The 25,970-nt window shown below is 66.4% G+C and carries 23 protein-coding genes; 10 read left to right on the forward strand and 13 right to left on the reverse strand.

Annotated features, from left to right (window positions below):
• Together FFS27_RS33530 and FFS27_RS07720 are read left to right on the forward strand one after the other, a co-directional pair.
• Positions 1 to 68 (forward strand): hypothetical protein (locus tag FFS27_RS33530; protein WP_240431648.1); only part of this gene is annotated, 68 nt, incomplete at its 5' end.
• Positions 65 to 763, forward strand: a complete 699-nt coding sequence (locus FFS27_RS07720; RefSeq protein ID WP_003096435.1) for an HAD family hydrolase — start codon at positions 65 to 67, stop codon at positions 761 to 763. The genes FFS27_RS33530 and FFS27_RS07720, both read left to right, overlap by 4 nt.
• Before the next feature lie 30 nt (positions 764 to 793).
• Here FFS27_RS07720 and FFS27_RS07725 read toward each other — a convergent pair whose 3' ends face one another.
• A complete protein-coding gene (locus FFS27_RS07725) occupies positions 794 to 1,963 on the reverse strand; it encodes an MFS transporter (protein WP_023101718.1) in 1,170 nt (389 codons plus the stop codon).
• A gap of 162 nt (positions 1,964 to 2,125) precedes the next feature.
• Here FFS27_RS07725 and FFS27_RS07730 point away from each other — a divergent pair, with 162 nt between their 5' ends.
• On the forward strand, positions 2,126 to 3,502 hold the full coding sequence (locus FFS27_RS07730) for an aminotransferase-like domain-containing protein (protein ID WP_021263164.1): 1,377 nt from the start codon (positions 2,126 to 2,128) through the stop codon (positions 3,500 to 3,502).
• 24 nt (positions 3,503 to 3,526) lie between these two features.
• Here FFS27_RS07730 and FFS27_RS07735 read toward each other — a convergent pair whose 3' ends face one another.
• The 5 genes from FFS27_RS07735 to glnK form a co-directional block, all read right to left on the reverse strand.
• A complete protein-coding gene (locus FFS27_RS07735) occupies positions 3,527 to 4,441 on the reverse strand; it encodes a fimbrial protein (protein WP_003136191.1) in 915 nt (304 codons plus the stop codon).
• Positions 4,442 to 4,877: 436 nt separating this feature from the next.
• On the reverse strand, positions 4,878 to 5,195 hold the full coding sequence (sutA, locus tag FFS27_RS07745; RefSeq protein WP_003096440.1) for a transcriptional regulator SutA: 318 nt from the start codon (positions 5,193 to 5,195) through the stop codon (positions 4,878 to 4,880).
• A 77-nt stretch (positions 5,196 to 5,272) separates the two neighbouring features.
• Positions 5,273 to 5,698 carry a secondary thiamine-phosphate synthase enzyme YjbQ gene (locus FFS27_RS07750; protein ID WP_003096441.1) on the reverse strand — a complete coding sequence of 142 codons (426 nt, stop codon included), beginning with the start codon at positions 5,696 to 5,698 and terminating at the stop codon, positions 5,273 to 5,275.
• Positions 5,699 to 5,958: 260 nt separating this feature from the next.
• Positions 5,959 to 7,287, reverse strand: a complete 1,329-nt coding sequence (locus FFS27_RS07755) for an ammonium transporter (RefSeq protein ID WP_003109815.1) — start codon at positions 7,285 to 7,287, stop codon at positions 5,959 to 5,961.
• A 39-nt stretch (positions 7,288 to 7,326) separates the two neighbouring features.
• A complete protein-coding gene (gene glnK, locus FFS27_RS07760) occupies positions 7,327 to 7,665 on the reverse strand; it encodes a P-II family nitrogen regulator (protein ID WP_003096476.1) in 339 nt (112 codons plus the stop codon).
• A gap of 439 nt (positions 7,666 to 8,104) precedes the next feature.
• Here glnK and FFS27_RS07765 point away from each other — a divergent pair, with 439 nt between their 5' ends.
• From FFS27_RS07765 to betT, 3 genes are all read left to right on the forward strand, one after another.
• A complete protein-coding gene (locus FFS27_RS07765) occupies positions 8,105 to 8,365 on the forward strand; it encodes an accessory factor UbiK family protein (protein ID WP_003096478.1) in 261 nt (86 codons plus the stop codon).
• Positions 8,366 to 8,405: 40 nt separating this feature from the next.
• Positions 8,406 to 9,899, forward strand: coding sequence for a YifB family Mg chelatase-like AAA ATPase (locus FFS27_RS07770; RefSeq protein WP_023088684.1), 1,494 nt, complete (start codon positions 8,406 to 8,408; stop codon positions 9,897 to 9,899).
• 124 nt (positions 9,900 to 10,023) lie between these two features.
• Positions 10,024 to 12,009, forward strand: coding sequence for a choline BCCT transporter BetT (gene betT, locus FFS27_RS07775; protein ID WP_003096496.1), 1,986 nt, complete (start codon positions 10,024 to 10,026; stop codon positions 12,007 to 12,009).
• 42 nt (positions 12,010 to 12,051) lie between these two features.
• Here betT and pchP read toward each other — a convergent pair whose 3' ends face one another.
• Positions 12,052 to 13,101: a phosphorylcholine phosphatase gene (pchP, locus tag FFS27_RS07780; RefSeq protein ID WP_021263167.1), complete on the reverse strand. Its 1,050-nt coding sequence runs from the start codon at positions 13,099 to 13,101 to the stop codon at positions 12,052 to 12,054.
• Between the two features lie 150 nt (positions 13,102 to 13,251).
• Positions 13,252 to 14,169, reverse strand: a complete 918-nt coding sequence (locus FFS27_RS07785; protein ID WP_021263168.1) for a LysR substrate-binding domain-containing protein — start codon at positions 14,167 to 14,169, stop codon at positions 13,252 to 13,254.
• Between the two features lie 148 nt (positions 14,170 to 14,317).
• Here FFS27_RS07785 and FFS27_RS07790 point away from each other — a divergent pair, with 148 nt between their 5' ends.
• Positions 14,318 to 15,784, forward strand: coding sequence for a NorM family multidrug efflux MATE transporter (locus FFS27_RS07790; protein ID WP_003114349.1), 1,467 nt, complete (start codon positions 14,318 to 14,320; stop codon positions 15,782 to 15,784).
• On the opposite strand, the gene FFS27_RS07795 is transcribed toward FFS27_RS07790, so the two are convergent.
• Positions 15,696 to 17,372 carry a putative bifunctional diguanylate cyclase/phosphodiesterase gene (locus FFS27_RS07795; RefSeq protein WP_023101719.1) on the reverse strand — a complete coding sequence of 559 codons (1,677 nt, stop codon included), beginning with the start codon at positions 17,370 to 17,372 and terminating at the stop codon, positions 15,696 to 15,698. The two genes, FFS27_RS07790 and FFS27_RS07795, sit on opposite strands and share 89 nt — an antisense overlap.
• Before the next feature lie 187 nt (positions 17,373 to 17,559).
• Here FFS27_RS07795 and rep point away from each other — a divergent pair, with 187 nt between their 5' ends.
• The 3 genes from rep to FFS27_RS07810 all read left to right on the forward strand — a co-directional run bounded on the left by rep (position 17,560) and on the right by FFS27_RS07810 (position 22,157).
• The gene (gene rep / locus FFS27_RS07800; protein ID WP_003110454.1) at positions 17,560 to 19,569 is read left to right on the forward strand and encodes a DNA helicase Rep; all 2,010 of its coding nucleotides are present in this window, start codon (positions 17,560 to 17,562) and stop codon (positions 19,567 to 19,569) included.
• Positions 19,570 to 19,702: 133 nt separating this feature from the next.
• Positions 19,703 to 21,421 carry a thiamine pyrophosphate-dependent enzyme gene (locus FFS27_RS07805; RefSeq protein ID WP_021263170.1) on the forward strand — a complete coding sequence of 573 codons (1,719 nt, stop codon included), beginning with the start codon at positions 19,703 to 19,705 and terminating at the stop codon, positions 21,419 to 21,421.
• Between the two features lie 163 nt (positions 21,422 to 21,584).
• Positions 21,585 to 22,157: a xanthine phosphoribosyltransferase gene (locus FFS27_RS07810; protein WP_003110452.1), complete on the forward strand. Its 573-nt coding sequence runs from the start codon at positions 21,585 to 21,587 to the stop codon at positions 22,155 to 22,157.
• A gap of 7 nt (positions 22,158 to 22,164) precedes the next feature.
• Here the strand turns inward: FFS27_RS07810 and FFS27_RS07815 are convergent, their stop codons facing one another.
• The 4 genes from FFS27_RS07815 to FFS27_RS07830 all read right to left on the reverse strand — a co-directional run.
• Positions 22,165 to 24,024, reverse strand: coding sequence for an acetyl-CoA hydrolase/transferase C-terminal domain-containing protein (locus FFS27_RS07815; protein WP_073665381.1), 1,860 nt, complete (start codon positions 24,022 to 24,024; stop codon positions 22,165 to 22,167).
• 209 nt (positions 24,025 to 24,233) lie between these two features.
• Positions 24,234 to 24,662, reverse strand: a complete 429-nt coding sequence (locus tag FFS27_RS07820; protein WP_003096511.1) for a c-type cytochrome — start codon at positions 24,660 to 24,662, stop codon at positions 24,234 to 24,236.
• A gap of 203 nt (positions 24,663 to 24,865) precedes the next feature.
• A complete protein-coding gene (locus FFS27_RS07825; RefSeq protein ID WP_003096513.1) occupies positions 24,866 to 25,414 on the reverse strand; it encodes a cupin domain-containing protein in 549 nt (182 codons plus the stop codon).
• Between the two features lie 150 nt (positions 25,415 to 25,564).
• Positions 25,565 to 25,970: alanine racemase C-terminal domain-containing protein (locus FFS27_RS07830; protein WP_272483164.1), on the reverse strand; the 406-nt coding region annotated here is incomplete at its 5' end.

The following is a 25,970-nucleotide window of genomic DNA, read 5'->3' on the forward strand; positions in this document are numbered from 1 at the left end:
CGGTCTACGACCGCGCCCATCCCCGCGCCAAGCGCAAGGGCAACGCCGATGGAGGCAACGACCCATGAGCAGCCTGCGACTGATCACCTTCGACCTCGACGACACCCTGTGGGACGTCGCCCCGGTGATGAACAACGCCGAGGCCCTGCTCCGCGAATGGCTGGCGAGCAACGCGGCGCGCCTGGGTCCGGTGCCCATCGAGCACCTGTGGGCGATCCGCACCCGCCTGCTGGATCGCGAACCGATGCTGCGCCACCGTCTCAGCGAGCTGCGCCGGCGCATCCTGTTCCATGCCCTGCTCGACGCCGGTTATCCACAGGCGGAGGCGGAAAGCCTGGCCGAGGCCGGTTTCCAGGTATTCCTCGAAGCGCGCCACCGGGTCACCCTGTTTCCCGAAGTCCACCCGACCCTGGAGATCCTCGCCGACCGCTTCACCCTCGGCGTGCTCACCAACGGTAACGCCGACGTGCGCCGCCTGGGCCTGGCCGACTACTTCCGGTTCGCCCTCTGCGCCGAGGAACTGGGCGTCGGCAAGCCCGACCCGACGCCATTCCGCGAAGCCCTGAAGCGCGCCGGCGTCGAGGCCTCGGCAGCGGTACACATCGGCGACCACCCCAACGACGACATCGCCGGAGCGCGCCGCGCCGGCATGCGTGCCATCTGGTTCAACCCAAACGGCAAGCCCTGGGCCGGGGAGGAAGAGCCGAGCGCGGAGATCCGCAGCCTCGCCGAGCTGCCGGCCCTGCTCGCCCGCCTGCAATGACGAACCGGGCCCCCGGTCGCGGGTAGCGCCCTAGGCACGCGAAGCGCTGGCCTTGAAGCGCCCGACCCCGCGCAAGATGGAAAACGCCACCGCAACGGCAGCCAACGTCAGCGACACGCCGAAAAGCAGCAACGCCGTCGACGCACCGAAGCAATCCGCGATCAACCCGGTGAAGATCACCGGCAGGCTGAAGCCGAGGTAGGCCAACAGGAAGTAGCCCGCGCTGGCCCGCGGCTTTTCCGCACCGGCCAGGACATTCACCGCCGACAGCCCGCCCAGGTAGGTGAAGCCGTAGCAGGAACTGCTCGCGCCCAGCGCACCGAACAGCACCGCAGCCAGTGAGCCGTGGATCGCGCCCCAGGCCAGCAGGGCATAGCTCGGCGGCAGGATCACCAGCCCCAGGCAGGTTGCCGAGGCCGGCGCCATCCGCCGCGCCAGCGGCTGGAACAGCAGGCCGCAGCTGATCACGGTGAAGGTCGAGAAGCCCGACCAGCGCGCCAGCCCGTGGGCTGCCAGCAGCGAAGGCAGGACCGCGATGACCAGGCCCACAGTGGCCCATGCCAGCAGGATCGAGAAGCCGTACGGCAGGCTGCCGGCGGGAAAGAACGGCAGCCGCAGCATCGGCGTATCGCGCCCGCGCGGCGCCTCGTCTGGCAGGCCCGCCACCGCCGCCAGGGCCACGCAGGCCAGTCCCAGCTGGACCCAGAAGCTGCCGGGCACCAGGCTCTCCCGGAACAGCAGGAACAGACTGGTCAGTGCCGCGCCGAGGCCGAAGCCGAGCGAGGTGCTGGCGGTCACCCAGTTGGCCGAGGTGCGGGAATCCCCGCCCGCCATCAGTTCGCTCATGTAGGCCGTCCCGGTGGCCGATGCCAGGGCCGTGCCGACGCCGAGCAACAGGCGCGCCACGCCGAGCGCCTCCAGGCGCGGCCAGAGCGCCATCACCAGGGTGGCCACCATCGACAGCAGCAACGCGACGACGATCGGCGGCTTGCGCCCGATCCGATCGGACAACCCGCCGAGTACCAGCAGCACCGGCAGTACGCCAAGCACATAGCCGGAGAAAGCGCTGGCGGTGGCTGCCGCGCCGTAGCCGGAAAGCTCCGCGTAGGCGGTGTACAGCGGCGCCTGGAGGTTCACCGCCAAGGTGATCAGGCACAGGCCGAAGGCCAGGCATGCGGCGTGGCGACGGGTATTGCTCATGCGTTTCTCCGTACAAGGGCCTGCCGCGGCAGAGCGGTGGGCATTGGCTAGCCCGCGAGAAGAGGCGTCGACTATCCGGCGCGGCGGCGCTACGGAACAAGTAACAGCTGTTCGGATTTGTGCTTAACTGTTTGCCTGAAAAAACCGAACAGTGAGTCAGGCATGCACCTCCGGATCGACCGCAATGCCAGCGAGCCGCTGGTGCAGCAGATCGTCGCAGGGGTCAGCGGCTGGATCCGCGGCAATCGCGTCCGCGCCGGCACGCGGATTCCGTCGATACGCCAGTTGGCCAGGGAAAACCAGCTCAGCCAGTCCAGCGTGATCGAGGCCTACGACCGCCTGGTCGCCCTGGGGATGCTGGAATCGCGGCACGGCTCGGGGTTCTTCGTCGCCGAGGCGCCCGCCGCCACTACCGACCTCGACAGCGAATGGCACGAAGGCGCGGAAAGCGCATGGGGCCAGTTCAGCGGCAGCTCGACGAAACTCAAGCTCGGCTGCGGCTGGATTCCGGACAGCTGGCGGGAAGTCGAGGAACTCAGCTACGCGATCCGCCAGGTCGCCCGCAGCGAACTCGCCGGGCTGTTCGACTACAGCACTCCACTGGGCCTGCCGGCGCTGCGCCAGCACATCCAGAAACGCCTGCGGCTGATCGATATCCATGTCGACCCGGAGCAGATCCTCACCACCACCGGCGCCAGCCATGCCCTCGACCTGTTGGTGCGCACGCTGCTCAAGCCGGGCGACGTGGTGGTGGTGGAGAACCCCGGCTACTACAACCTGTTCAACCTGCTGAAATTCCACGGGGTGAAGATGCTCGGCGTGCCGCGCACCCGCCACGGCCCGGACACCGCCGCGCTGGAGGCGATCCTCCTCGCACACAAGCCGAAGTTCCTTTTCACCAACAGCATGTACCACAACCCCACCGGCACCAGCCTCAGCCCCTCGGTGGCCCACCGCGTGCTGCAACTGGCCGAGCAGCATGATTTCCACATCGTCGAGGATGACATCTACGCCGACTTCCAGAACGGTCCCAGCACCCGCCTGGCAACCCTCGATTCGCTGCGCCGGGTGATCTACCTGGCGAGCTTTTCGAAGACCCTCAGTTGCTCGCTACGGGTCGGCTACCTGATCGCCGGCCCCGAGCTGATCCGGCGCCTGGCGGATGTGAAGATGTACACCAGCATCGGCAGCCAGCGCTTCGCCGAATGCGTGGTCTCGACCATGCTCGCCAACGGCAGTTACCGCAAGCTGGTGCAACGCCTGCGCCAGCGCCTGACCCGGCAGATGGCGGCGACCCTGCGGGTGCTTGGGGACAACGGCTGGGAGGTGTTCGCCGAACCGGTCGGCGGGATGTTCGTCTGGGCCCGTATCGGTGACTACCCGTTCGCCGAATTGCAGGCCGTGGCGACACGCCTGGACGTGCTGCTGTCGCCGGGCAGCGGCTTCAGCCCGGAAGGCGAGGAGAGCGACTGGCTGCGTATCAACATCGCCTATGCCAGCGACCCGCGGGCCCTGGCGTTCTTCGAGGCGTTCGGGTGAGGCGCGCTCTTGCCCTCCCCTGCCTCACTGGTAGTCGAGCAGGATCACCATCGCGGCCAGGACCGAGCCGGGCGTGATTTTCTCGGCGGTCTGCACATAGGACGCTTTCATCGGGATCCAGTACGCCCCGCCGGTGTTCTTGTCGTACGCGGTCACCGGCAACGAGAGTCCCATCCGTAGCGGCACGCCGGCCTCGTCGGTGACCCGGATCGATACGCCGGTCGCGGTGCTGCCCGCCAGGCGCGGCAGCACACCCGAGCCTTCGGCCACCGCCCCCCCCACCGCTTGAAGGCTGTAGCCGACGCGGTTGTACCCGCGAGGACAGCCGGCCACTACGAGATTGAACGGGGTAACGGCCGCGTAGGTGCCGACGCCGTTCAGCCGGGCGGCAGCGATCGACTGCAGCTTCACGGTCTGGTCGGCGACCTGGCAGGTCGCATTGATCGTGGTGACGCTCCCGGTCAACCTGACGGAAGAGGTGCCAGACGCGACAAGCCCGTCCTTGTAGGTAATGAGGAAGTACGAGTTGAACGCTCCGCTCGCGAATTGGCCGTCGGAGAGCGGCGTCGAGTTGCGGAACAACTGGACCTCCGCGATTTGCGAGAAAGTGCCCTTGAAACGGCTGCTCGCCGGTATGCCATCCAGCAGCAGGCGCACCGAAAGGCCCGGCACGTTGGTATTCAGGTCCGGACCATCGACCGGGTCCCAGACACTTCCCTTGTTGTACAGAGCGACGCCGATGAGATCGCAGCTGGGCTTGCCGCACAGTTGCATGGGAGTGAACGTGTAGCGCGACGTGACGTTTCCCTCGGGAAGGATCGAGGGGACGGCGATATCGCGGCCGCCGAAAGCGTACAGATTGGCAGCCATGCTGGTGCCGGCGGGAACGAACAGGACTGCCGCGATCAGCAGGGTTCGACGGAACGTCTTGAACTCCATGGGATGACAACCGATGTGTCCGGCATGTCCGGGAAAATCCGGCGGAACCGGCGCGAACTTGATGGGTGGCGAATCTTTTCAGAACGCCTGGAAAAGAGCCATAAGACAGGACCTACACGGCTCCGCGAATCCACCTAAGAATCGCTAGGAAAATTCTTAAGCAAGCTCTACAGCTCGCTCTCCGGCAAGTGCAGGATCGGCCCCGGACGCCGCTTGGAGCGCCTGGATGGCAAGCAGCTTCGGTTGACGATGTGGAACGGTAGCGCTGCCACCGGAAAGGAAAAGGCCTTGGCCCGTCGCCAGCCGTGCCTGAACAGGCGAAAGATCGGCTCGCCAACCGGGATGCGGCGGGGCGAGATGCCCGCCAAGATAGCAGGCGCCATAGCACAAGGCCCGCCACTCCCTCACGGGTGGCGGGCCTTGGGATGACGCGAAATCAGATGGGGCGGCTGCCGTACTTGCTGTCCGGCTTCTTCGGCGGATCGGCCACCACGTTGGGTTCGATCTCCTGCACCTTTCCACCGCGGGAAAGGAATTCCTCCATCGCCTTGGCGAGGGCGTCACGCTCTTTCTGCTTGGCTTCGACCGAGGGCAGTTCCTCTTCCACCACGGCGGCTTTCGCCTTCTTGCCGGGGGCGGGGGCCTCGTCGCCGTCACTGCTGTCCGCTTCGCCGTCGTCGGCCGCGGCCAGCTCTTCGCCGTCGTCCTCGTCAGCGCCGTCCAGCTCGTCCTGTTCCAGTTCTTCTTCGCTCATGGTCAACCTCTCGGTGCTGCAAAAGCAGGTTAGTTATAGCCCAGCCGCGCGTTTTGATGAGCGCCGCCGGAAAAAATTCATACTGACTCGCCCTGCCAGGTGGCGAGCACGCGCCGTGCCCCGCCCCTGTCCCGGTGTTCACCGAGATAGATCCCCTGCCAGGTGCCCAGTGCCAACCCTCCCGACTGTATCGGCAGGGTCAGTTGGCAGCCCAGCAGGCTGGCCTTGAAATGCGCCGGAAGGTCGTCCGGACCTTCGTCGTTGTGTTCATAGCCGACTTCGCCGCGTGGCGCCAGCCGCTCGAAAAAACGCTCGAAATCCCGGCGTACGGCAGGATCGGCATTTTCATTCAGGGTCAGTGAAGCCGACGTATGTTGCAAAAGCAGGTGCAGCAGGCCGACCCGGCACCGCCGAAGCTCCGGCAAGGCGTCGAGTATCTCCTCGGTGACGAGGTGAAAGCCCCGCGGACGCGGGCGCAAGGTGATCAGGGTCTGCTGCCACATGCTGCTGTTCCAAATCGGCTCCGATCCGTCGCGCCGCGCATTCTAGCGCGGCATTTGAAAAAGCAAAGAGCGTAAGAGACAGACCTGTGAAAGCTGAGGGTTGCGCAGTCCGCCGGCAGTCGCTGAAAGACCGGTTGCGGAGAGGTCGTGGCAGTCGCGGGAAACGCCCAGGACTTTCGACGCACAAGGGCATGGCGTTCGGCGAAGGCGAGCGCGGGAGGCAAGCCGACGCCCGGCGGAAAGCCGGGCGCCGGCAGGTATTACAGGTTGTAGCCGCGCTCGTTGTGCAGCGCCAGGTCGAGGCCGACCGCTTCCTCTTCCTCGGTGACCCGCAGGCCCATGACCAGGTCCAGCACCTTGAGGATCACGAAGGTCACCACGGCGGTGTAGACCACGGTGAAGGCCACGCCCTTGAACTGCACGAAGAACTGCGCGCCGATGTCCTCCACGCTGCCGAAGCCGCCCAGCGACGGCGCCGCGAAGATCCCGGTGAGCAGCGCGCCGACGATACCGCCGACCGCATGTACGCCGAAGGCGTCGAGGGAATCGTCGTATTTCAGCGCGCGCTTGAGACTGGTGGCGGCGAAGAAGCAGATCACCCCGGAGGCCAGGCCGATCACCAGCGCGCCCATCGGACCGGCGGTGCCGGCGGCCGGGGTGATCGCCACCAGACCGGCGACCACGCCGGACGCGATGCCCAGGGCGCTCGGCTTGCCGTGGGTGATCCACTCGGCGAACATCCAGGCCAGGGCCGCGGCGGCGGTAGCGATCTGGGTCACCAGCATGGCCATCCCGGCGGTGCCGTTGGCGGCGGCGGCGGAACCGGCGTTGAAACCGAACCAGCCGATCCACAGCATGGCCGCCCCGACCAGGGTGTAGCCGAGGTTGTGCGGCGCCATCGGCGTGGTCGGGTAGCCCTTGCGCTTGCCCAGCACCAGGCAGGCGACCAGGCCGGCGATACCGGCGTTGATGTGCACCACGGTGCCGCCGGCGAAGTCCAGCACGCCCCAGTCCCACATCAGGGCGCCGTCGCCGCTCCAGACCATGTGCGCGATCGGCGCGTAGACCACGGTGAACCAGACCGCCATGAAGATCAGCATCGCCGAGAACTTCATGCGCTCGGCGAAGGCGCCGACGATCAGCGCCGGTGTGATGATCGCGAAGGTCATCTGGAAGGTGATGAACACGCTTTCCGGGAACAGCGCGGTGGCGGAAGTCAGGCCGTCGGCGGTGAGACCGCTGAGGAAGGCCTTGTCCAGCCCGCCGACGAAGGAATTGAAGTTGAGGACGCCCTTCTCCATCCCGGCGGTATCGAACGCCAGGCTGTAGCCATAGACCACCCAGAGAATGGTGATCAGGCCGGTGATGGCAAAGCACTGCATCATGATCGACAGCACGTTCTTCGCTCGCACCATGCCGCCGTAGAACAGCGCCAGACCGGGGATGGTCATGAGCAGGACGAGCGCAGTGGAGATCAGCATCCAGGCGGTGTCGCCGCTGTTCAGGACGGGTTCCTCGGCGGCCAGGGCGACGCCCGGCAAAGCGAGGGACAATAGGGCTCCTAGCCCTGCGATCTTACGCAGAGTCATGTTGGTATTCTCCTGGGGCTTTTGGGGGTTCGGTTGGGCTTAGATCGCGTCGGTATCGGTTTCGCCGGTACGGATGCGGATGGCCTGTTCCAGGTTCACCACGAAGATCTTGCCGTCACCGATCTTGCCGGTATTGGCCGCCTTGGTGATCGCCTCGATGACGCGGTCCAGCTGGTCGTCGGCGATCGCCACGTCGATCTTCACCTTGGGCAGGAAGTCGACGACGTACTCAGCGCCGCGATACAGCTCGGTGTGGCCCTTTTGCCGGCCGAAACCCTTGACCTCGGTCACCGTGATGCCCTGCACACCGATCTCGGACAACGACTCGCGGACGTCGTCCAACTTGAACGGCTTGATGATGGCAGTGACTAGCTTCATGAAACTCTCTCCCGTGTTTGGTGGACTCGCCCCAGGAAAACGAACCCGAGGACAGTCTAAGCGCAGTGTCTGGCTTTGTAACGCGCCGGTCCCTCTGGGAAGCATGATCGGGACCCTCCGCCCCGACCTGGCCCTGCTGCGGCCGTTCGATGCCGCAACCTGCCGGCCTCCCGCAACCGCCTCATCTGCCGCACCGGTACTGCTTCAGTGCACGCCTCACCCCGGCCAAAGCAGAAAGCTTGCCAGCTCCGGCAAATCCGCCGGATTTCAAGCTCTTAGCCGCCAACCCGGGGATAGTGCGGAACGCCGGGCTCCGGGCGGCGCACCAAATAGGCGCAGACGCGCTCCGACAGTTGCGCAAAAAGTGTGCAATGGCCCTCCCGCGAGCGCCGCCGACATCGTGCTAGACTGCCGCCCACTCGTTACCGGAACCCTCGCCATGCTGCCGCCCAAAGCCGTCTTCGAAGCCCTCAGCCAACAAGCCAGCCGCCTGTTCGCCGGCGAATCGCCGTTGCCCAAGGCCGAGCTGGAGTCGCAGTTCCGCGCCCTGATGCAGAGCGCCTTCAGCAAGCTCGACCTGGTCAGCCGCGAGGAGTTCGACAGCCAGATGCTGGTCCTCGCCCGCACTCGCGCACGGCTGGAAGCCCTGGAGGCCAAGGTGGCGGAACTCGAAAGCAAGCTGACGCCGCCCGCCGACTGATCCTCCCCCCTGCGAGCGGCGTGAGATCAAGGAGCGATCCATGTCCCTGGCGATTGTCCACAGCCGAGCCCAGGTCGGCGTCGAAGCCCCCTGCGTCAGCGTCGAGGCGCACCTGGCCAACGGCCTGCCTTCGCTGACCCTGGTCGGCCTGCCGGAAACCGCGGTGCGCGAGAGCAAGGACCGCGTGCGCAGCGCCCTGCTCAATGCCGGTTTCGACTTCCCCGCGCGGCGCATCACCCTCAACCTCGCCCCCGCCGACCTACCCAAGGACGGCGGTCGCTTCGACCTGGCCATCGCACTCGGCATCCTCGCCGCCAGCGGCCAGTTGCCCGGCACCGCCCTCGACGGCCTGGAGTGCCTCGGCGAACTGGCCCTGTCCGGGGCGATCCGGCCAGTGCGAGGCGTATTGCCGGCCGCGCTGGCGGCGCGCGACGCAAGGCGCGTTCTGGTGGTACCGAAGGAAAATGCCGAAGAGGCCAGCCTGGCCAGCGGGCTGACGGTGTTCGCCGTGGACCACCTGCTGGAGATCGCCGGACACCTCTCCGGCCAGGCCCCGCTGCCGCCCTACCAGGCCCGCGGCCTGCTCCGCGCGCCCTTCCCTTATCCAGACCTGGCCGAGGTCCAGGGCCAGGCCGCCGCCAAGCGCGCCCTGCTGGTGGCCGCCGCCGGCGCGCACAACCTGTTGCTCAGCGGCCCGCCGGGCACCGGCAAGACCCTCCTGGCCAGCCGCCTGCCCGGCCTGCTGCCGGCGCTCGACGAGGACGAAGCCCTGGAGGTCGCGGCGATCCATTCGGTGGCCAGCCACGTCCCCCTCAGGCACTGGCCGCAGCGACCGTTCCGCCAGCCGCACCACTCCGCCTCCGCGCCGGCCCTGGTCGGCGGCGGCAGCCGCCCGCAGCCGGGCGAGATCACCCTGGCGCACCAGGGCGTACTGTTCCTCGACGAACTGCCGGAGTTCGAGCGCAAGGTCCTGGAGGTCCTGCGCGAGCCGCTGGAAAGCGGCGAGATCGTCATTGCCCGGGCCAACGGCCGGGTACGTTTCCCGGCGCGCTTCCAACTGGTGGCGGCGATGAATCCCTGTCCCTGCGGCTACCTGGGCGATCCCAGCGGCCGCTGCCGCTGCACCCCGGAACAGGTCCAGCGCTACCGGGGCAAGCTGTCCGGACCGCTGCTCGATCGCATCGACCTGCACGTCAGCGTGCTCCGCGAAAGCACCAGCCTGCAGCCAGGACACGGCGAAACCGCTACTGCCGAGGTCAGCGAACGGGTTGGCGCCGCACGGCAACGGCAACTGGCCCGCCAGGGCTGCGCCAATGCCCATCTCGATCTCCAGGCGATGCACCGCAATTGTGCACTCGCCGAAGCGGACCGCCGCTGGCTGGAGGCTGCCGGAGAGCGCCTGGAACTTTCCTTGCGCGCCTTGCATCGCATACTCAAGGTGGCCCGGACGCTGGCCGACCTGGAGCGCATCGATGCCATCGAACGCCGGCACCTGGCGGAAGCCCTGCAGTATCGGGCAACGACCTCCACGTGAAGCGTAATAATTCAGCAAAGCTATCGATTAAGGCTTTCCGAATCAAATTAGCTATCACGATGTGTTAGGCTGTTTCGTCTTCCGCCTTCGGCGGGCAATCCGATCACAAGGAGAGCTAGCTTACATGGAGACACCCACTACCCCCCGGAGCACCCTGAATCCTCCGGTCTTCTATACCTCCGCCGCCCTGATCCTGGCCCTGGTGCTGTTCACCGTGCTCCTCCAGGAAGAAGCGCAATCGCTGTTCAACCACGTCCAGCAATGGATCATCACCAACGCCAGCTGGTTCTACGTACTGGCCGTGGCGCTGATCCTGATCAGCGTGGTGTTCCTCGCCGTCAGCCGCTACGGCGACATCAAGCTCGGCCCCGACCACAGTCGTCCCGACTACCGCAACACCACCTGGTTCGCCATGCTGTTCTCCGCCGGCATGGGCATCGGCCTGATGTTCTTCGGCGTTGCCGAACCGGTGATGCACTTCACCACCCCACCGGTAGGCGAGCCGAACACCGTGCAGGCGGCGAAGGAAGCGATGAAGCTGACCTTCTTCCACTGGGGCCTGCATGCCTGGGCGATCTACGCCATCGTCGCGCTGATCCTGGCCTTCTTCAGCTATCGCCACGGCCTGCCGCTGACCCTGCGCTCGGCGCTGTATCCGCTGATCGGCGAACGTATCTACGGCCCCATCGGCCACGCGGTGGATATCTTCGCGATCATCGGCACCGTGTTCGGTGTGGCGACTTCGCTCGGCTACGGCGTGCTGCAGATCAACAGCGGCCTGCACCACCTGTTCGGCTGGCCGGTGAACCAGACCGTGCAGATCGCCCTGATCGCCGCCACCTGCGGCCTCGCCACGCTATCGGTGGCCAGCGGACTGGACCGCGGCATCCGCATCCTGTCCGAACTGAATCTGAGCCTGGCGGTGATCCTGCTGCTCTTCGTGCTGGTCCTCGGGCCGACCGTGTTCCTCCTGCAGACCTACGTGCAGAACACCGGGGCCTACCTGTCCGACATCGTCAACAAGACCTTCAACCTGTACGCCTACGAGCCCACCGACTGGATCGGCGGCTGGACCCTGCTGTACTGGGGCTGGTGGCTGTCCTGGTCGCCCTTCGTCGGCCTGTTCATCGCCCGTATCTCGCGCGGCCGCACGATCCGCGAGTTCGTCTGCGGCGTGCTGTTCGTCCCGGCCGGCTTCACCCTGCTGTGGATGACGGTGTTCGGCGATACCGCCATCCACATGGTCCTGCAGGAGGGCTTCACCCAGTTGGCCGAAGTGGTCAACCAGGACAGTTCGGTGGCGCTGTTCGCCTTCCTCGAGCACTTCCCGCTGGGCAGCGTGATCTCGCTGGTGGCGGTGCTGATGGTGGTGGTGTTCTTCGTCACCTCGGCCGACTCCGGCGCGCTGGTGGTGGACATGCTGGCCTCCAGCGGCAAGGACCACTCGCCGCTCTGGCAGCGGATATTCTGGTCGGTGCTGATGGGCGTGGTGGCCATCGCCCTGCTCCTCGCCGATGGCCTCAAGGCGCTGCAAACCGCGACCATCGCCAGCGCGCTGCCGTTCTCCATCGTGCTCCTGGCGTCGATCTGGGGCCTGTTCAAGGCGCTGCACCTGGATGCCACCAAGCGCGGCATCCGCTACCAGGCGCTGACCTTCTCCCGCCCCACCACGCGCAGCGGCGCAAGCGAGGGCGACGGTTGGCAGCGCCGCCTGCGCAACATCGCCATGTTCCCAAGGCGCAGCCACGTCAACCGCTTCATCACCGATGTGGCGCGACCGGCCTGCGAGGACGTCGCCGCCGAACTGCGCAAGCAGGGCTACGAAGTCCAGGTGCAGGATGGCGAGGACGGCCGGGTTCGGCTGGAAGTCAGCCACGGCGGCGAGGTCGATTTCATCTACGAGGTGCGTCCGCGCGCCTTCACCACGCCGAGCTTCGTGATGCGCGACACCGAGGACAGCAGCGAGTCGCGCAAGTATTTCCGCGCCGAGGTCCATCTCCAGGAAGGCGGCCAGGACTACGACATCATGGGCTGGAGCCGCGACGGCGTGATCGGCGACATCCTCGACCAGTACGAGCGGCACATGCACTTCCTGCACGTGGTGCGCTGAGGGATGCGGGGGCCGGCCAATGCCGGCCCCTCGCCGTTTCGCCTACTGGATCTGCTCCGGAGTGACGATCACCCAGTTCCTGTCCGCCGTCACCGGCAGGCCGGCCTTGGCCTGGGCGGCGGAATGCTGCTTGATCATGCCGTTGATCTGCTCCATGTACTTGGCCTTGCGGTTGACCCACAGGTGCATGCCGTTTTCCGCGGTGCCGTTGAACAGCATGTAACCGTCGCTGTCCGGGGTATCGCCGGCGACCAGGATCGGCCGCTTCCAACGGTCGATGTAGGTGAGGATCGCAGCCTGCTTGCCGGCCATCCAGGTCGCCGGGGTCCACAGGTAGGGGGTCACCTCCAGGTCGAGGTTGACCTTGGGATCGTACTTGCCCTCGGCGATCTGCTTGCGCGCAGTGGTCAGCTCGCCGGTCTTGCGGTTCTTCAGCAGGGTGGTGACGCCGATGACGTTCTCCGGCTTGGCGTTGTAGCCATACCTGGGGTCCGCCGCGACCATCCGCACCAGTTCCTCATGGGCCGCGCTGATCACGTAGACCTCGATGCCGTTTTCCATCAGCTTGTTGTACAGCTCGCGCTGGCCGCTGAACACGCGCGGCGGCTCGACGTCGAGCGTGGCGAGCTTGTCGCCGTCGTAATAGGTGGCGGGGATCGGCTTGCCGTAGGCCATCAGTTCGTCGACATAGCCCTTCAGTTCCCTGAGGGTGAAGCCTGAGAACACCTGGGCGACCCAGGGATAGCAGACCATGTCGTCGATCTCGCAAAGCCGGTAGTAGTAGCTGAACAGGCTCTCCTTGTGCCCGGCCTGGTCCTTGAACGGGATCAGTTTCAGCGAAGGGTCGAGCCTGTCGCGGGTCAGCACGCCCTTCATTTCCAGATAGGGCAGCAGCGATTCTTCCAGGTCGTAGCGATAGCTGGTGTTGTCCATGTCGAACACGGCATAGGCGCCCTTGTTCGCGTTGGCCTCGATCAGTGCATTCAGTTGCCTGGCGGCGGGGGCCGGCCAGTGCTCGAGTTCGGTGGCGCTGGCCTGGCCGACTGCGGCGGCGAGCGCCAGCGCGGCGAGTATTCCTTTGGCGAAGGTCATGGCGGGTTCCTTTGGGCGGTTGGAAGGAAGCTCCGTCCCCTGCCGCTCCCGACAGGCAACGACCAACGACCCTAGCGCAAACCCTGCGCCCGGCCCAGCGACGGCAGCGACCTGTAACGTCGCGTCAGCGCCAGGAGTTGTCCGGCGGCGTCACGCCAGCCGCTCGACGACGGGCAGACGCATCGCCGCCACCTCCGCGAGGAGGAAGTCGCGCAATCGCTGGAAGCGTTCCTGTCCCCTGCGGGCGCGAGGCCAGACCAGGTGATAGCTTTCGCCGCTGGCCACCGCCACCGGCCAGGGCAGGCCGATGCGGCCCTGGGCGACATCCTCGGCGACCATCACCAGGTCGCCGATGGACACGCCATAGCCTCGCGCGGCGGCGACGATGCCCAGTTCCAGCGTGTCGAACACCTGGCCGCCCTTGAGCGACACCTCCTCCACCAGCCCGGTCCGTTGCAGCCAGCGTCGCCAGTCGCGACGATCCGGCGTGGGGTGCAGCAACTCGCTGTCACGCAGGCGTTGGAGGGTCCAGGGCTCCACGGCCTCGTCGGGATCGCAGACCGGCACCAGCCATTCGGCGAACAGCGCTGCCGTTTCCCATTCCGGGCTGAACTGGCCGCTGCCCAGCAACACCGCGCAGTCGAAAGGCTCGCGCTGGAAGTCCACCGAGTCCACATCCATCCAGGCACTGGTGAGCTGCACCTCGATATCCGGGTTCAGGTGGCGGAAGCGGCTCAGGCGCGGTAGCAGCCAGCGCAGGGTAAGGGTGGAAGGCGCCTTCAGGCGCAGGGTGGCGTCGTCCACACGCAGGGCGGTGCAGGCCCGTTCCAGCGCATCGAAGCCGTCGCGCAGCCCGGGTAGTAGCAGACGTGCCGGCTCGGTCAGCTGCAACTGGCGGCCATGGCGCTCGAACAGACGACAACCGAAGTGCTCTTCCAGGGTACGGATGTGCCGACTCACCGCGCTCTGGGTTATCGCCAGTTCCTCGCCGGCGCGGGTGAAAGAGGCGTGCCGGGCGGCAGCCTCGAAGGCGCGCAGGGCATACAGCGGGGGCAGGCGACGGGCCATTGGGGAATTACCTCTTTCATGACTTTTACTCATGCCTGGCATCTTGTTTTTCCTTTTGTGGAGCCATGCCAGTCGCACCGAGAATAGCCGCATTCTCAACGCCGACAGGCCATCTCGGCAACCATCTCCTCCTGAGCCTTACTCATCCATGTCCTCGCCATCCCTCGTCGAACTCAAAGCCATCCTGCGCCTGGCGGGCCCGTTGATCGCCGCCCAGCTGGCCTATGTCGCCATGGTCTTCACCGACACCGTGATGATGGGCAAGCTCGGCCCCGACGCGCTGGCCGCCGGCGGCCTGGGCGCGGTCAGCTACGCCTTCGTCTCGACGTTCTGTGTCGGCGTGGTGGCAGCGGTCGGCAACCTGGTGGCGATCCGTCACGGCTGCGACGACGCCGCTGGCGCCGCCGCGGCCGCTCGCTCCGGACTCTGGGTCGGCGCCGCGCTGGCCCTGGCCGCCGGCCTGCTGCTATGGAACCTGCGGCCGCTGCTCCTGGTCTTCGGCCAGGCGCCGCAGACGGTGGACGGCGCCATGCAGTTCCTCCACAGCCTGACATTCGCCCTGCCCGGCTACATGGCCTTCATGGTCCTGCGCGGCTTCACCAGCGCCATCGACCGCGCCGGCCCGGTGATGGCGATCAGCGTGCTCGGCGCGCTGGCCAACCTGGCTCTCAACTATTCCTTCATAGAAGGCCTGTTCGGCCTGCCGCGCCTGGGCCTGGCCGGTATCGGCCTGGTCACCGCCCTCGTCATGAACTGCATGCCGCTGCTGCTGGCCCTGTATATCCGCCTGCAGCCGGCCTATGCCGAGTACTCGCTGCTGCGCGGACTGGGACGGCCGCAGCGGGCGATGGTCGAGGAGATACTGCGCCTGGGGCTGCCCATCGGTGGCACCTACGCGGTGGAGTCGGGGATGTTCACGGTCGCCACCCTGTGCATGGGCATCATCGGCGATCACGCCCTGGCCGCGCACCAGATCGCCATCCAGGCGGTATACGTGGCGTTCATGGTGCCGGTGGGGTTGTCGTACGCCACCACCTACCGCATCGGCCAGCATTTCGGCGCCGGCCGCCTGCTCGAAGCACGCCGCGCCGGGCGTGTCGGCATCGGCTTCGGCGCGCTGTGCATGCTGCTCTTCGCCGGGCTCTTCTGGTGGATGCCGGAGGCCATCATCGGCCTGTTCCTCGACCGCGACGCCCCGGCCAACCGGGAGGTGGCCGCGATGGCCGTCTCGCTGCTGGCGATCGCCGCCTGGTTCGAGCTGTTCGACGGCACCCAGAACGTCGCCATGGGCGCGATCCGCGGTCTCAAGGACGCCCGCACCACCTTCCTGGTCGGCCTGGCCTGCTACTGGCTGGTCGGCGTGCCGCTGGCCTGCCTGCTGGCGTTCGCGGCCGGCTGGGGCGCCGCGGGCGTCTGGTGGGGGCTGGCCGGCGGCCTGGCCTGCGCGGCCATTGGCCTGACCCTGGCCTTCGAGTGGAAGACCGCGCGGTTGCTGCCGAAAGCCACGGCCAGCGAGGCGTCGGCGCTCAATTGCCGAGCGGCTGGCCGCGGTGCGCCGAGCGCTCGCCTATGCCCAGGAAACGCGCCAGTTCCGCCAACGGCAGCGGCGGACTGATCCAGTAGCCCTGCACCTGGTCGCAACCGAAATCGCGCAACTGCTCCTGCTGGCGCAGGGTCTCCACGCCTTCGGCAACCACTTCCAGGTTGAGGTTGTGCGCCAGGTTGATCATCGCCCGCACCAGTTGGAAGTTTTCCGCCCGTTGGTCCATGCCGCCGACGAAGCTGCGGTCGATCTTCAACAAGGTGATCGGCAGGCTATTGAGGTGGACGAAGGACGAGAAACCGGTGCCGAAGTCGTCCAGCGAAAAGCGCACGCCCAGTTGGCCGAGCGCCTGCATGGTCTGCAGCACCTGGTCGCTGCGCCGCATCACGGCGGTCTCGGTCAGTTCGAACTCGAGCCAGCGCGCGTCGACGCCGTGCTCTTCGATCAACCGTTGCAGGGTCGGCAGCAACTGGCTGTCCTGGAACTGGCGGAACGACAGGTTCACCGCCATGTGCAACGGCTCCAGGCCGCGCCCGTTGAGCCACTGCATGTCGCGCAGGGCGCGGGCGATGACCCAGTAGCCGAGCGGCACGATCAGCCCGCTTTCCTCGGCCAGCGGGACGAACTCGCTGGGCGTGAGCAGGCCCCGCTCGCCGTGGCGCCAGCGCACCAGCGCCTCCAGGCCGACGATGCGCCCGCTGTCCAGGCACAGTCGCGGCTGGTAGTGCAGCTCCAGCTCGTCGCGACGCAGCGCCCGGCGCAGTTCGGCTTCGAGGTCGGCGAGGCTGCGCACGCCACGGTTGATGCGTTCGTCGAAGACATGGAAGGTGCAACCCTGGCGGCTCTTGGCCTGCTGCATGGCGATGTGCGCATGCCACATCAGCGGGTCGGCGCCTTCGTCGGCACGGGCGTGGGCGAGGCCCAGGCTGCAACCCAGCAACAGGCTCTCGCCATCGATCCAGTAGGACTCGCCGAGGCATTCGACGATGCGTTCGGCGACCCGCTCGGCGCGTTGCGGATCGCGACGGGTGTCCAGCAGCAGGGCGAACTCGTCGCTGCCCAGGCGCGCCAGGCTGTCGCCGTTCTCCATGAAGCCGCGCAGGCGGTTGACCACCTGCAGGATCAGGCGGTCGCCGCCCTGGTGGCCGAGGGAATCGTTGACGTGACGGAAGTTGTCCAGGTCGAGGTGGCCGAGCACCAGGCCACGCCCGTCGAATTCGCTGAGGCGCGCCGCGAGCAGGGTCTGGAAGCCCTGGCGGTTGGCGATGCCGGTCAGCGGATCCTGCTCGGCGAGCAGTTGCAGGGTCGCCTGCAAGCCCAGGCGCTCGCGCGCGTAGCGCAAGCAGCGGCGCAGGCTGTCCTCGGAAAGCTGTTCGGCGGCCAGCCAGTCGACCACCCCGACCGGCGCCTGCGCCGGCTCCTGCTGCAACAGCAGGATCACCGGCCAGGGGCAGGGAGTCCCCAGCGGCAGGCAGGCCGGCGTGGCCAGGAGCAGCCCGCGGGGCTCGGCGGCGAACAGGGTGGCCGCGCCCTCCCAGGTAGTGACGATGCTCAGCGAAAAGGCAGGCCCCAACGCTCTCAGGCGTTCACCTAGCAGTGGCGCCCAGTCCGGCGTATCCGCCAGAAGGAGCAGGCGCAAGGGTTCTGCGGGCGCTGACAAGCAACCTCCAAAGTTTTAAGAATCTTCGTAAAGAACGAACGGCATCATCCTAATGCGGTAGGGAATCTACAGCAAAATGGCGTGAACGATCTCGGGATCGGTCACAGCTTGCACGCTAATTCTCGCGGATGCCAGCCAGCCTGTTAGAATACGCCCCCGCTTCAACCCTCTCTTCCGGCCTGTTCCTATGTCCCGACTCAATCCCCGGCAGCAAGAAGCCGTGAACTACGTCGGCGGTCCCCTGCTGGTCCTGGCTGGCGCCGGCTCCGGCAAGACCAGCGTGATCACCCGCAAGATCGCCTATCTCGTCCAGCAGTGCGGTATCCGCGCCCAGTACATCGTCGCCGTGACCTTCACCAACAAGGCCGCGCGGGAGATGAAGGAGCGCGTCGGCACCCTGCTGCGCGGCGGCGAGGGCAAGGGCCTGACCGTCTCGACCTTCCACAACCTCGGCCTGAACATCATCCGCAAGGAACACGAGCGGCTCGGCTACAAGCCCGGCTTCTCGATCTTCGACGAGTCGGACATCAAGGCGCTGCTGACCGACATCATGCAGAAGGAGTATTCCGGGGACGACGGCGTCGACGAGATCAAGAACTACATCGGCGCCTGGAAGAACGACCTGATCCTTCCGGAGGAGGCGCTGGAAAAGGCCCGCAATCCCAAGGAGCAGACCGCCGCGATCGTCTACCTGCATTACCAGCGCACCCTGCGCGCCTACAACGCGGTGGACTTCGACGACCTGATCCTGCAACCGGTGAAGCTGTTCCAGGAACATCCGGACGTCCTCCAGAAGTGGCAGAACAAGGTGCGCTACATGCTGGTGGACGAGTACCAGGACACCAACGCCAGCCAGTACCTGCTGGTCAAGCTGCTGGTGAAGGACCGCGCCCAGTTCACCGTGGTCGGCGACGACGACCAGTCGATCTACGCCTGGCGCGGCGCGCGCCCGGAAAACCTGATGCAGCTGAAGGAAGACTTCCCTTCGCTGAAGGTGGTGATGCTGGAGCAGAACTACCGCTCCACCAGCCGCATCCTCAAGTGCGCGAACGTCCTCATCGCCAACAACCCGCACGTATTCGAGAAGCAGTTGTGGAGCGAGATGGGCCACGGCGATCCGATCCGGGTGATCCGCTGCCGCAACGAGGACGCCGAGGCCGAGCGCATCGCCATGGAAATCCTCACCCTGCACCTGCGCACCGAGCGGCCGTACAGCGAGTTCGCCATCCTCTACCGTGGCAACCACCAGGCCAAGCTGATGGAGCTGAAGCTCCAGCACCACCAGATTCCCTATCGGCTCTCTGGCGGCACCAGCTTCTTCGGGCGCCAGGAAGTGAAGGACCTGATGTCCTACTTCCGCCTGCTGGTGAACCCCGACGACGACAACGCCTTCCTCAGGGTGATCAACGTGCCGCGCCGGGAAATCGGTTCGGCGACCTTGGAGAAGCTCGGCAACTACGCCACCCAGCGCAAGATCTCGATGTACGCCGCCTGCGACGAGATGGGCCTGGCCGAGCACCTCGACAGCCGTTTCCACGAACGCCTGCAACGCTTCAAGCGCTGGATGGACGGTATCCGCCGACAGTGCGCGGAGAACGAGCCGATCGCCGTGCTGCGCAGCATGGTGATGGACATCGACTACGAGAACTGGCTGCGGCAGAACGCCTCCAGCGACAAGGTCGCCGAATTCCGCATGAGCAACGTCTGGTTCCTCATCGAGGCACTGAAGAACACCCTCGAGCGCGACGAGGAAGGCGACATGACCATCGAGCAGGCCATCGCCAAGCTGGTCCTGCGCGACATGCTGGAGCGCCAGCAGGAAGAAGAGGAAGGCGCCGAAGGCGTGCAGATGATGACCCTGCACGCGTCGAAGGGGCTGGAGTTCCCCTACGTGTTCATCATGGGCATGGAGGAAGAGATCCTGCCCCACCGTTCCAGCATCGAGGCCGACACGGTGGAAGAGGAGCGCCGCCTGGCCTACGTCGGCATCACCCGCGCGCGGCAGAACCTGGCGATGACCTTCGCCGCCAAGCGCAAGCAATACGGCGAGATCATCGACTGCTCGCCGAGCCGCTTCCTCGACGAACTGCCCCCCGAAGACCTCGAATGGGAAGGCATGGAAGACGCCCCGCAAGAGGTCAAGGCGGCCAAGGGCAACGCCGCCCTCGCCGACATCCGCGCCATGCTCAAGCGCTGAGCCCGCCGCGCCTCGACTGTCTCGATTTTCACAAAAGTGTCTTGCTCGATGCCTAGCCTCGGGCGAGGAACTTTTGCCGCTCCACGCGCGACCAAAATTAGCTAGCTAACGAATTCCATTCGAGGACAGCTTCATGTCGAGCAAGAAAGTCGCCGAGATCGTCGTGGAAACCCTGGAGGCCGCCGGCGTCCGCCATTGCTATGGCATCGTCGGCGACACCCTCAACCATGTCACCGACGCCATCCATCGCAGCCAGATCCAGTGGGTCCACGTGCGCCACGAAGAGGCGGCGGCCTTCGCCGCGGGCGCCGAGTCCTACATCAGCGGACGCCTGACCGCCTGCGCCGGCTCCTGCGGACCGGGCAGCCTGCACTTCATCAACGGCGTCTACGAGGCCCAGCGCAACCGCGCGCCGATGGTGCTGATCGCCAGCCAGATCGTCACCCCGCAACTGGGCATGGAGTTTCCCCAGGAGGTCGACTTCAAGGCGGTCTACGCCAGTTGCTCGGTGTTCTGCGAGCAGGTGCACAGCCCGGAACAGGCGCGCCGGGTGGTGGCCCTGGCCTGCCAGGCGGCGCTCAACCGGCGCGGCGTGGCGGTGGTGATCCTGCCGGCCGACATCAGCCAGGCCACGGTGAAGGACGACCTGCCGTTCTCGGTGCATTTCCCGCAACCGGTGCTGCGCCCCAGCGACGCCGAACTGCAGGATATCGCCCGCCTGCTGGCCCACGGCAAGAAGATCGGCATCTACGCCGGCTCCGGCTGCCAGGGCGCCCACGACCTGCTGGTGGCCCTCGCCGACCGCCTCAAGGCGCCCATCGCGCACACGTCGCGGGCCAAGGACTTCGTCGAGTACGACAACCCCTTCAACATGGGCATGACCGGTATGCTCGGGATCGAGTCCGGCTTCCACATGATGACCGAGTGCGACACCCTCCTGCTGCTCGGCGCCGACTTCGCCTGGGCGCAGTTCTATCCGCAGAAGGCCACCCTGATCCAGGTCGACCGCGACGGCAGCCACCTGGGTCGCCGCCACCCCGTCGATCTCGGCGTGGTCGGCGACGTGATCCCCACCCTCGAGGCGCTCTTGCCGCTGCTCGAAGCCCGCGAGGAGCGCAGCTTCCTCGACGAATGCCTGGAGCACCGCGAGCGCTCGCTGCGGACGCTGGAAAAAGAGGAGCAAGCCGGCAAGGGCGAGCTGATCCACCCCCAGCACCTGGTCAGCCTGCTCGACCAGCACGCCAGCGAGGACGCCCTGTTCACCGCCGACGGCGGCTCGGCGATGGTCTGGCTGTTGCGTCACATCCACAGCAACGGCAAGCGCCGCACCCTCACCAGCCTGGTCCACGGCACCATGGCCAACGCCATGCCCCAGGCGCTGGGACTGAAGAAGGCCTACCCCGAGCGCCAGGTGATCTCGATCTCCGGCGACGGCGGCCTGGCCATGCTGCTCGGCGACCTGCTGACGGCCATCCAGGAAAAACTGCCGATCAAGGTAGTGGTGCTGAACAATGCCTCGCTGAACTTCGTCGAGCTGGAACAGAAGGTCGAGGGCCTGCTGGACAACTACACCGACCTGCTCAACCCGGACTTCGCCCGGCTCGCCGAGGTGATCGGCTTCCACGGACGCAAGGTGACGCGCTCCGAGGATCTCGAGGCGGCGGTGCAGGAGTTCCTCGCCCAGCCCGGTCCGGCGCTGCTGGACGTGCATACCAACCCTGCGGAGCTGGTGATGCCGCCGAAGATCGAGTTCGGCCAGGTCGCCGACACCGCGCTCTACGCCGCCAAGGCCGTGCTCAGCGGGCGCTTCAAGGACGTCGAGACGCTACTGGTGAACAACCTGCTGAAATGAGCCGGCAGCGGCGCGGCCCGCCTGCCACGGGGCCGCGCCGGGCAGGCGCGGATTCCTGACCGCTCGATCATGTTCGCTCGTCCGAGAGAACGTCGCGCGCGGCGCCGGCTGGCGGTACAATGCCGCGCTTCATCAGCGACAGCCGCTTCGCAGGAAGCCACCCGTGGACATTCTCAAAGACAAAATCCGCTCGGAAGGCATCGTCCTTTCCGAGCATGTACTCAAGGTCGACGCCTTTCTCAACCACCAGATCGACCCGCAGCTGATGCAGCAGGTCGGTCACGCGTTCGCCACGCGCTTCCGCGACCAGGGCATCACCAAGATCGTCACCATCGAGGCTTCCGGCATCGCCCCGGCGGTCATGGCCGGCCTGGAGCTGGGCGTCCCGGTGATCTTCGCCCGCAAGTACCAGTCGCTGACCCTGAAGGACAACCTGTACATCTCCAAGGTGTTCTCCTTCACCAAGCAGACCGAGAGCACCATCGCCATCTCGGCCAAGCACCTGAACGCCCACGACCACGTGCTGGTGATCGACGACTTCCTCGCCAACGGCCATGCCGCCAAGGCGCTGATCGACCTGATCGGCCAGGCCGGCGCGAGCATCGCCGGGCTCGGCATCGTCATCGAGAAATCCTTCCAGGACGGCCGCGCCCTGCTGGAAAGCGAAGGCTACCGGGTCGAGTCCCTGGCCCGGGTGAAATCGCTGGCCGGCGGCCAGGTCGAGTTCCTCGACTGAGCGCCACTCAGCCCCGCTCTTCCTGGCTGGCCCGCAGGCCGGCCAGCAGCAAGCGCTGGTAGAGTTCCTCGCGAAGCCCCTGCGGATCGTCCAGGTCCATGCGCCGCAGATGCGCCGGGTAGGCTTCTGGCTCCGGCGCGTCCAGGGTCGCCTTGCCCAGTTCGAGAATCTCGCTCAGCTTCAGCTTGCGCTTGAGCCAACCCAACGCCCGCAGCAGGTCCTGCTCGACCTCGTCGAAATCGCTGCCCAGGGGAAACTCCGGCAGCGCCGCTGCGTGGGCCTGGTGCAAGGCCTGCAGGCGCTCCGGGGTATTGTTGCGATAGCGTTCGGGCAGGACGAAATCCTTCGGCAGCTTGCCGGCCGCCCGGGCCTGCTCGGCCAGCGCCTGCTGGAAACGCGAGTCGGCGATGGCCAGCAGCGCGGCGATCACTTCCGCGTCGTTCTTGCCGCGCAGGTCGGCGATCCCATACTCGGTCACCACCATGTCACGCAAGTGCCGGGGAATGGTGGTGTGGGCGTACTGCCAGACGATGTTCGAACTGACTTCCCCGCCGGATTCGCGCCAGCTACGCAGCATCAGGATCGAACGTGCGCCCTCCAGCTCGTGGGCCTGGGCGACGAAGTTGTACTGCCCGCCGACGCCACTGAGCACCCGGCCGTCCTCCAGCTGGTCGGCGACCCCGGCGCCGAGCAGGGTCACGGTGAAGGCGCTGTTGATGAAGCGCGCGTCGCGCCGCTGCAGGCGCTTCAGCTCTTCCTGGCGGTACAGGTTGTTGACGAAGCCGATGCCGGTCATGCCGATCCCGGCGCGCTCTTCCAGCGACATCTCGCGCAGGCGCCGGTAGAACGCCAACGGACCGAGGAAGAAGCCGCCGTGCAGCCACACCCCGCCCTCCTCCGGCGCCTCGCCGCGCTCGGCAGCACGCTGTCGCGCTTCGTCGGGGTAGACCCGGCGGCTCAGCACGCCGGCCTCGGCCAGCGCCAGCAGACCCGGCACGAACATCTCGCTGCAACCGTAGAGCCCCCGGCGGAACGGCTCCAGGCCGCCGTCGCGCTCGACCGTCTCGGCCCAGCGCGCACGCACCCCCAGCTCGTCGATCAACGCCCGGTAGGTGGCGTTGTCGCGCTGGCGCAGCAGCAAGGCGGCGGTCAGCGCGTCGCCCATCGAGCCGATGCCGATCTGCAGGGTCCCGCCGTCGCGCACCAGCGCGCTGGCGTGGAGGCCGATGCAGTGGTCCTGCAGGTTGACCGGCATGTTCGGCGTGGAGAACAGCCGGCTGCTTTCCGCCGGCGCGTCGATCAGCAGGTCGAATACCGACTCCTCGACCTCGGCGTCGCCCGGCAGGTAGGGCAGGTCATCGTGGACCACGCCGATGGCGACGATGGTCTCGCCGGCGGCGCGACGCTTCTCCAGCATCGGCAGGAGGTCCAGGGTGATATCCGGGTTGCAGGCCAGGCTCAGCTTGCCCGGCCGCTCGGGATGCCGCGCCACCAGTTGCGCCACCGCGTTGACGCCCTTGGCGTTGATGTCGCGGGCGACGTGGCTGTAGTTGCAACTGATGTAGTGCTGCTGCGCCGGCGCGCTGTCCAGCAGACTGCCGGGCTGCAGGTAGAACTCCTCGACGCGGATGTTCGCCGGCAGTTCGTCGCGGCGCAGGGCGTGCAGGTAATCCAGCTCCGGGTAGTCGGCGAAGACCCGTTCGGCGAAAGGCTCGAGGAAACGCCGTTGCAGGTCGCCGCCAGCGGCGGGACGCCCCAGGGAAAGCGCGGTATACAGCGTCAGCTGGCGCTCCGGCAGGGTCCGCAGCCGCTGGTACAACGCATTGACCAGTCGGTTGGGCTTACCCAGCCCGAGGGGCAGGCCCATGCGGATCGGGCCCTTGATGGTCTGCAGCAAGTGATCGACTGCGGCGTCGATGGAACAGGTTCGGCTCAAGACGATGCCCTCCGGCGAATGGGTAGCCGGAAGTTTGGACCCTGTTTGCCGGCGGGACGATCCGCCAGCGGGAAAAACCCGCACCGCGGATACGAAAAAGCCGCCAGGAGGCGGCTTTTCGCGACACGGTTCCGGCGTTGTTACAGACCGGACATATGCTTGATCGCGGCTTTCAGCTCGTCGTCCGAGCAATCGGCGCAGGTGCCTTTCGGCGGCATGGCGTTGATACCGGAAATCGCCTTGGCCAGCAGGCCATCGAGGCCGCCCTGCTCCTTGGCGCGCTTGCCCCACTCGGCCTTGTCGCCAACCTTCGGCGCGCCCAGCAGGCCAGTGCCGTGGCAGGTGTTGCAGGTCTTGCCGACGATGTCTTCGCCGGAACGCGCACCGCCGCCACCGGCGGCTGCCGCGACGGCGCCGACGCCTTCGCATTCCTTGCCTTGTACGCAGACCTTGCCTACCGGCTCGAGGCGCTTGGCGATCGCATCGTCAGTGGTCGTAGCCTGAGCGCTTACAGCCCACAGGGCCAACACGGCAGCTTGGGCCGCCAGCATTTTTTTAATCAGGTTCACCCTTACACCCTCATCGTGGCTTATCACACCCGGGCACGATACCGATCACTGCGGGCCGCGCGGGCGGGCGCAAGTATAACGGCAAAGAAAGCCCGGCAGAAACAATTGCACACCCTCGCAAAGCCTTGCGGCATTAGGTCGCAGCCCCGCATGCCCCTTGTCGGCCGGCGCCCTTCGGGCCCGGCGGGGTCTTGTGCTTCAGGTCAGAAATTTGCGGGCGTGGTGGCGCTGATCAAGCGTGCCGGCACATCGTAGGGATTGCGAAAACGGTGCGGCTTGTTGCTCTCGAAATAGTAGCTGTCGCCGCGCTCGAGCACATAGGTCTCGCTGCCAACGGTCAGTTCCAGGCGCCCGTCGACCAGCACCCCAGCCTCCTCGCCTTCGTGGTTGAGCATTTCCTCGCCGGTGTCGGAGCCCGGCGGGTAGGTTTCGTCGAGGAAGGCGATCGCCCGGCTCGGGTGCGCCTTACCCACCAGGCGCATGGACACCGCGCCGCTGGAAATGTCGATCAGTTCGTCTGCCTTGTAGACAACCTGGGTATGGCTGTCCTGCTCCAGGTCCAGGGAGAAGAACTCCACCAGGGACATGGGGATACCGCCCAGCACCTTCTTCAGCGAACTGATGGAAGGGCTCACGCTGTTTTTCTCGATCATCGAGATAGTGCTGTTGGTGACACCCGCCCGTTTGGCGAGTTCGCGCTGGGAAAGACCTTTGAGCTTTCGGATGGTTTGCAGACGAGCACCGACGTCCAAGGGTGGAGTCCTCCTTATTCTTCTGGCAGGCAAGGCAAAACGAGGCCGCACACGGCTGGCGACCCCAAGTCGGCCGTATCATGGCAACACTGTTCAGTATTTACAACAGATCGGTCGACATGCCTGCGCAAAGAATTCGGAAAGTTTTTCTCAAGCCCCGGAATAGACGCGCGGCACCCTTTTCAGGTTGCACAGCAACTGGTAGGGAATGCTGCCGAACTGCGCCGCCAGGGCGCCGACCGGCACGTTCGGGCCCCATAGTTCGACCCGGCTGCCCAGCCCGGCCTGGGGATGGTCGGTAAGGTCGACGGTGAGCATGTCCATCGATACCCGGCCAACCAGGCGCCCCGGCTTGCCGTCGATGAACACCAGGGTGCCGTCGGCGGCATGGCGCGGGTAGCCATCGGCGTAGCCCATGGCGACCACGCCGATGCGCTGTCTACGCTCGGTGCTGTAGCGCGCGCCGTAGCCGACCGGTTCGCCGGCCGGCAGGTCGCGGACGCTGATCACCTTCGATTCCAGGGTCATCACCGGGCGCAAGCGGTCGGCTACGGCG

This window comes from Pseudomonas sp. 2VD, assembly GCF_005503585.1.
GTDB classification, from domain to species: domain Bacteria; phylum Pseudomonadota; class Gammaproteobacteria; order Pseudomonadales; family Pseudomonadaceae; genus Pseudomonas; species Pseudomonas aeruginosa.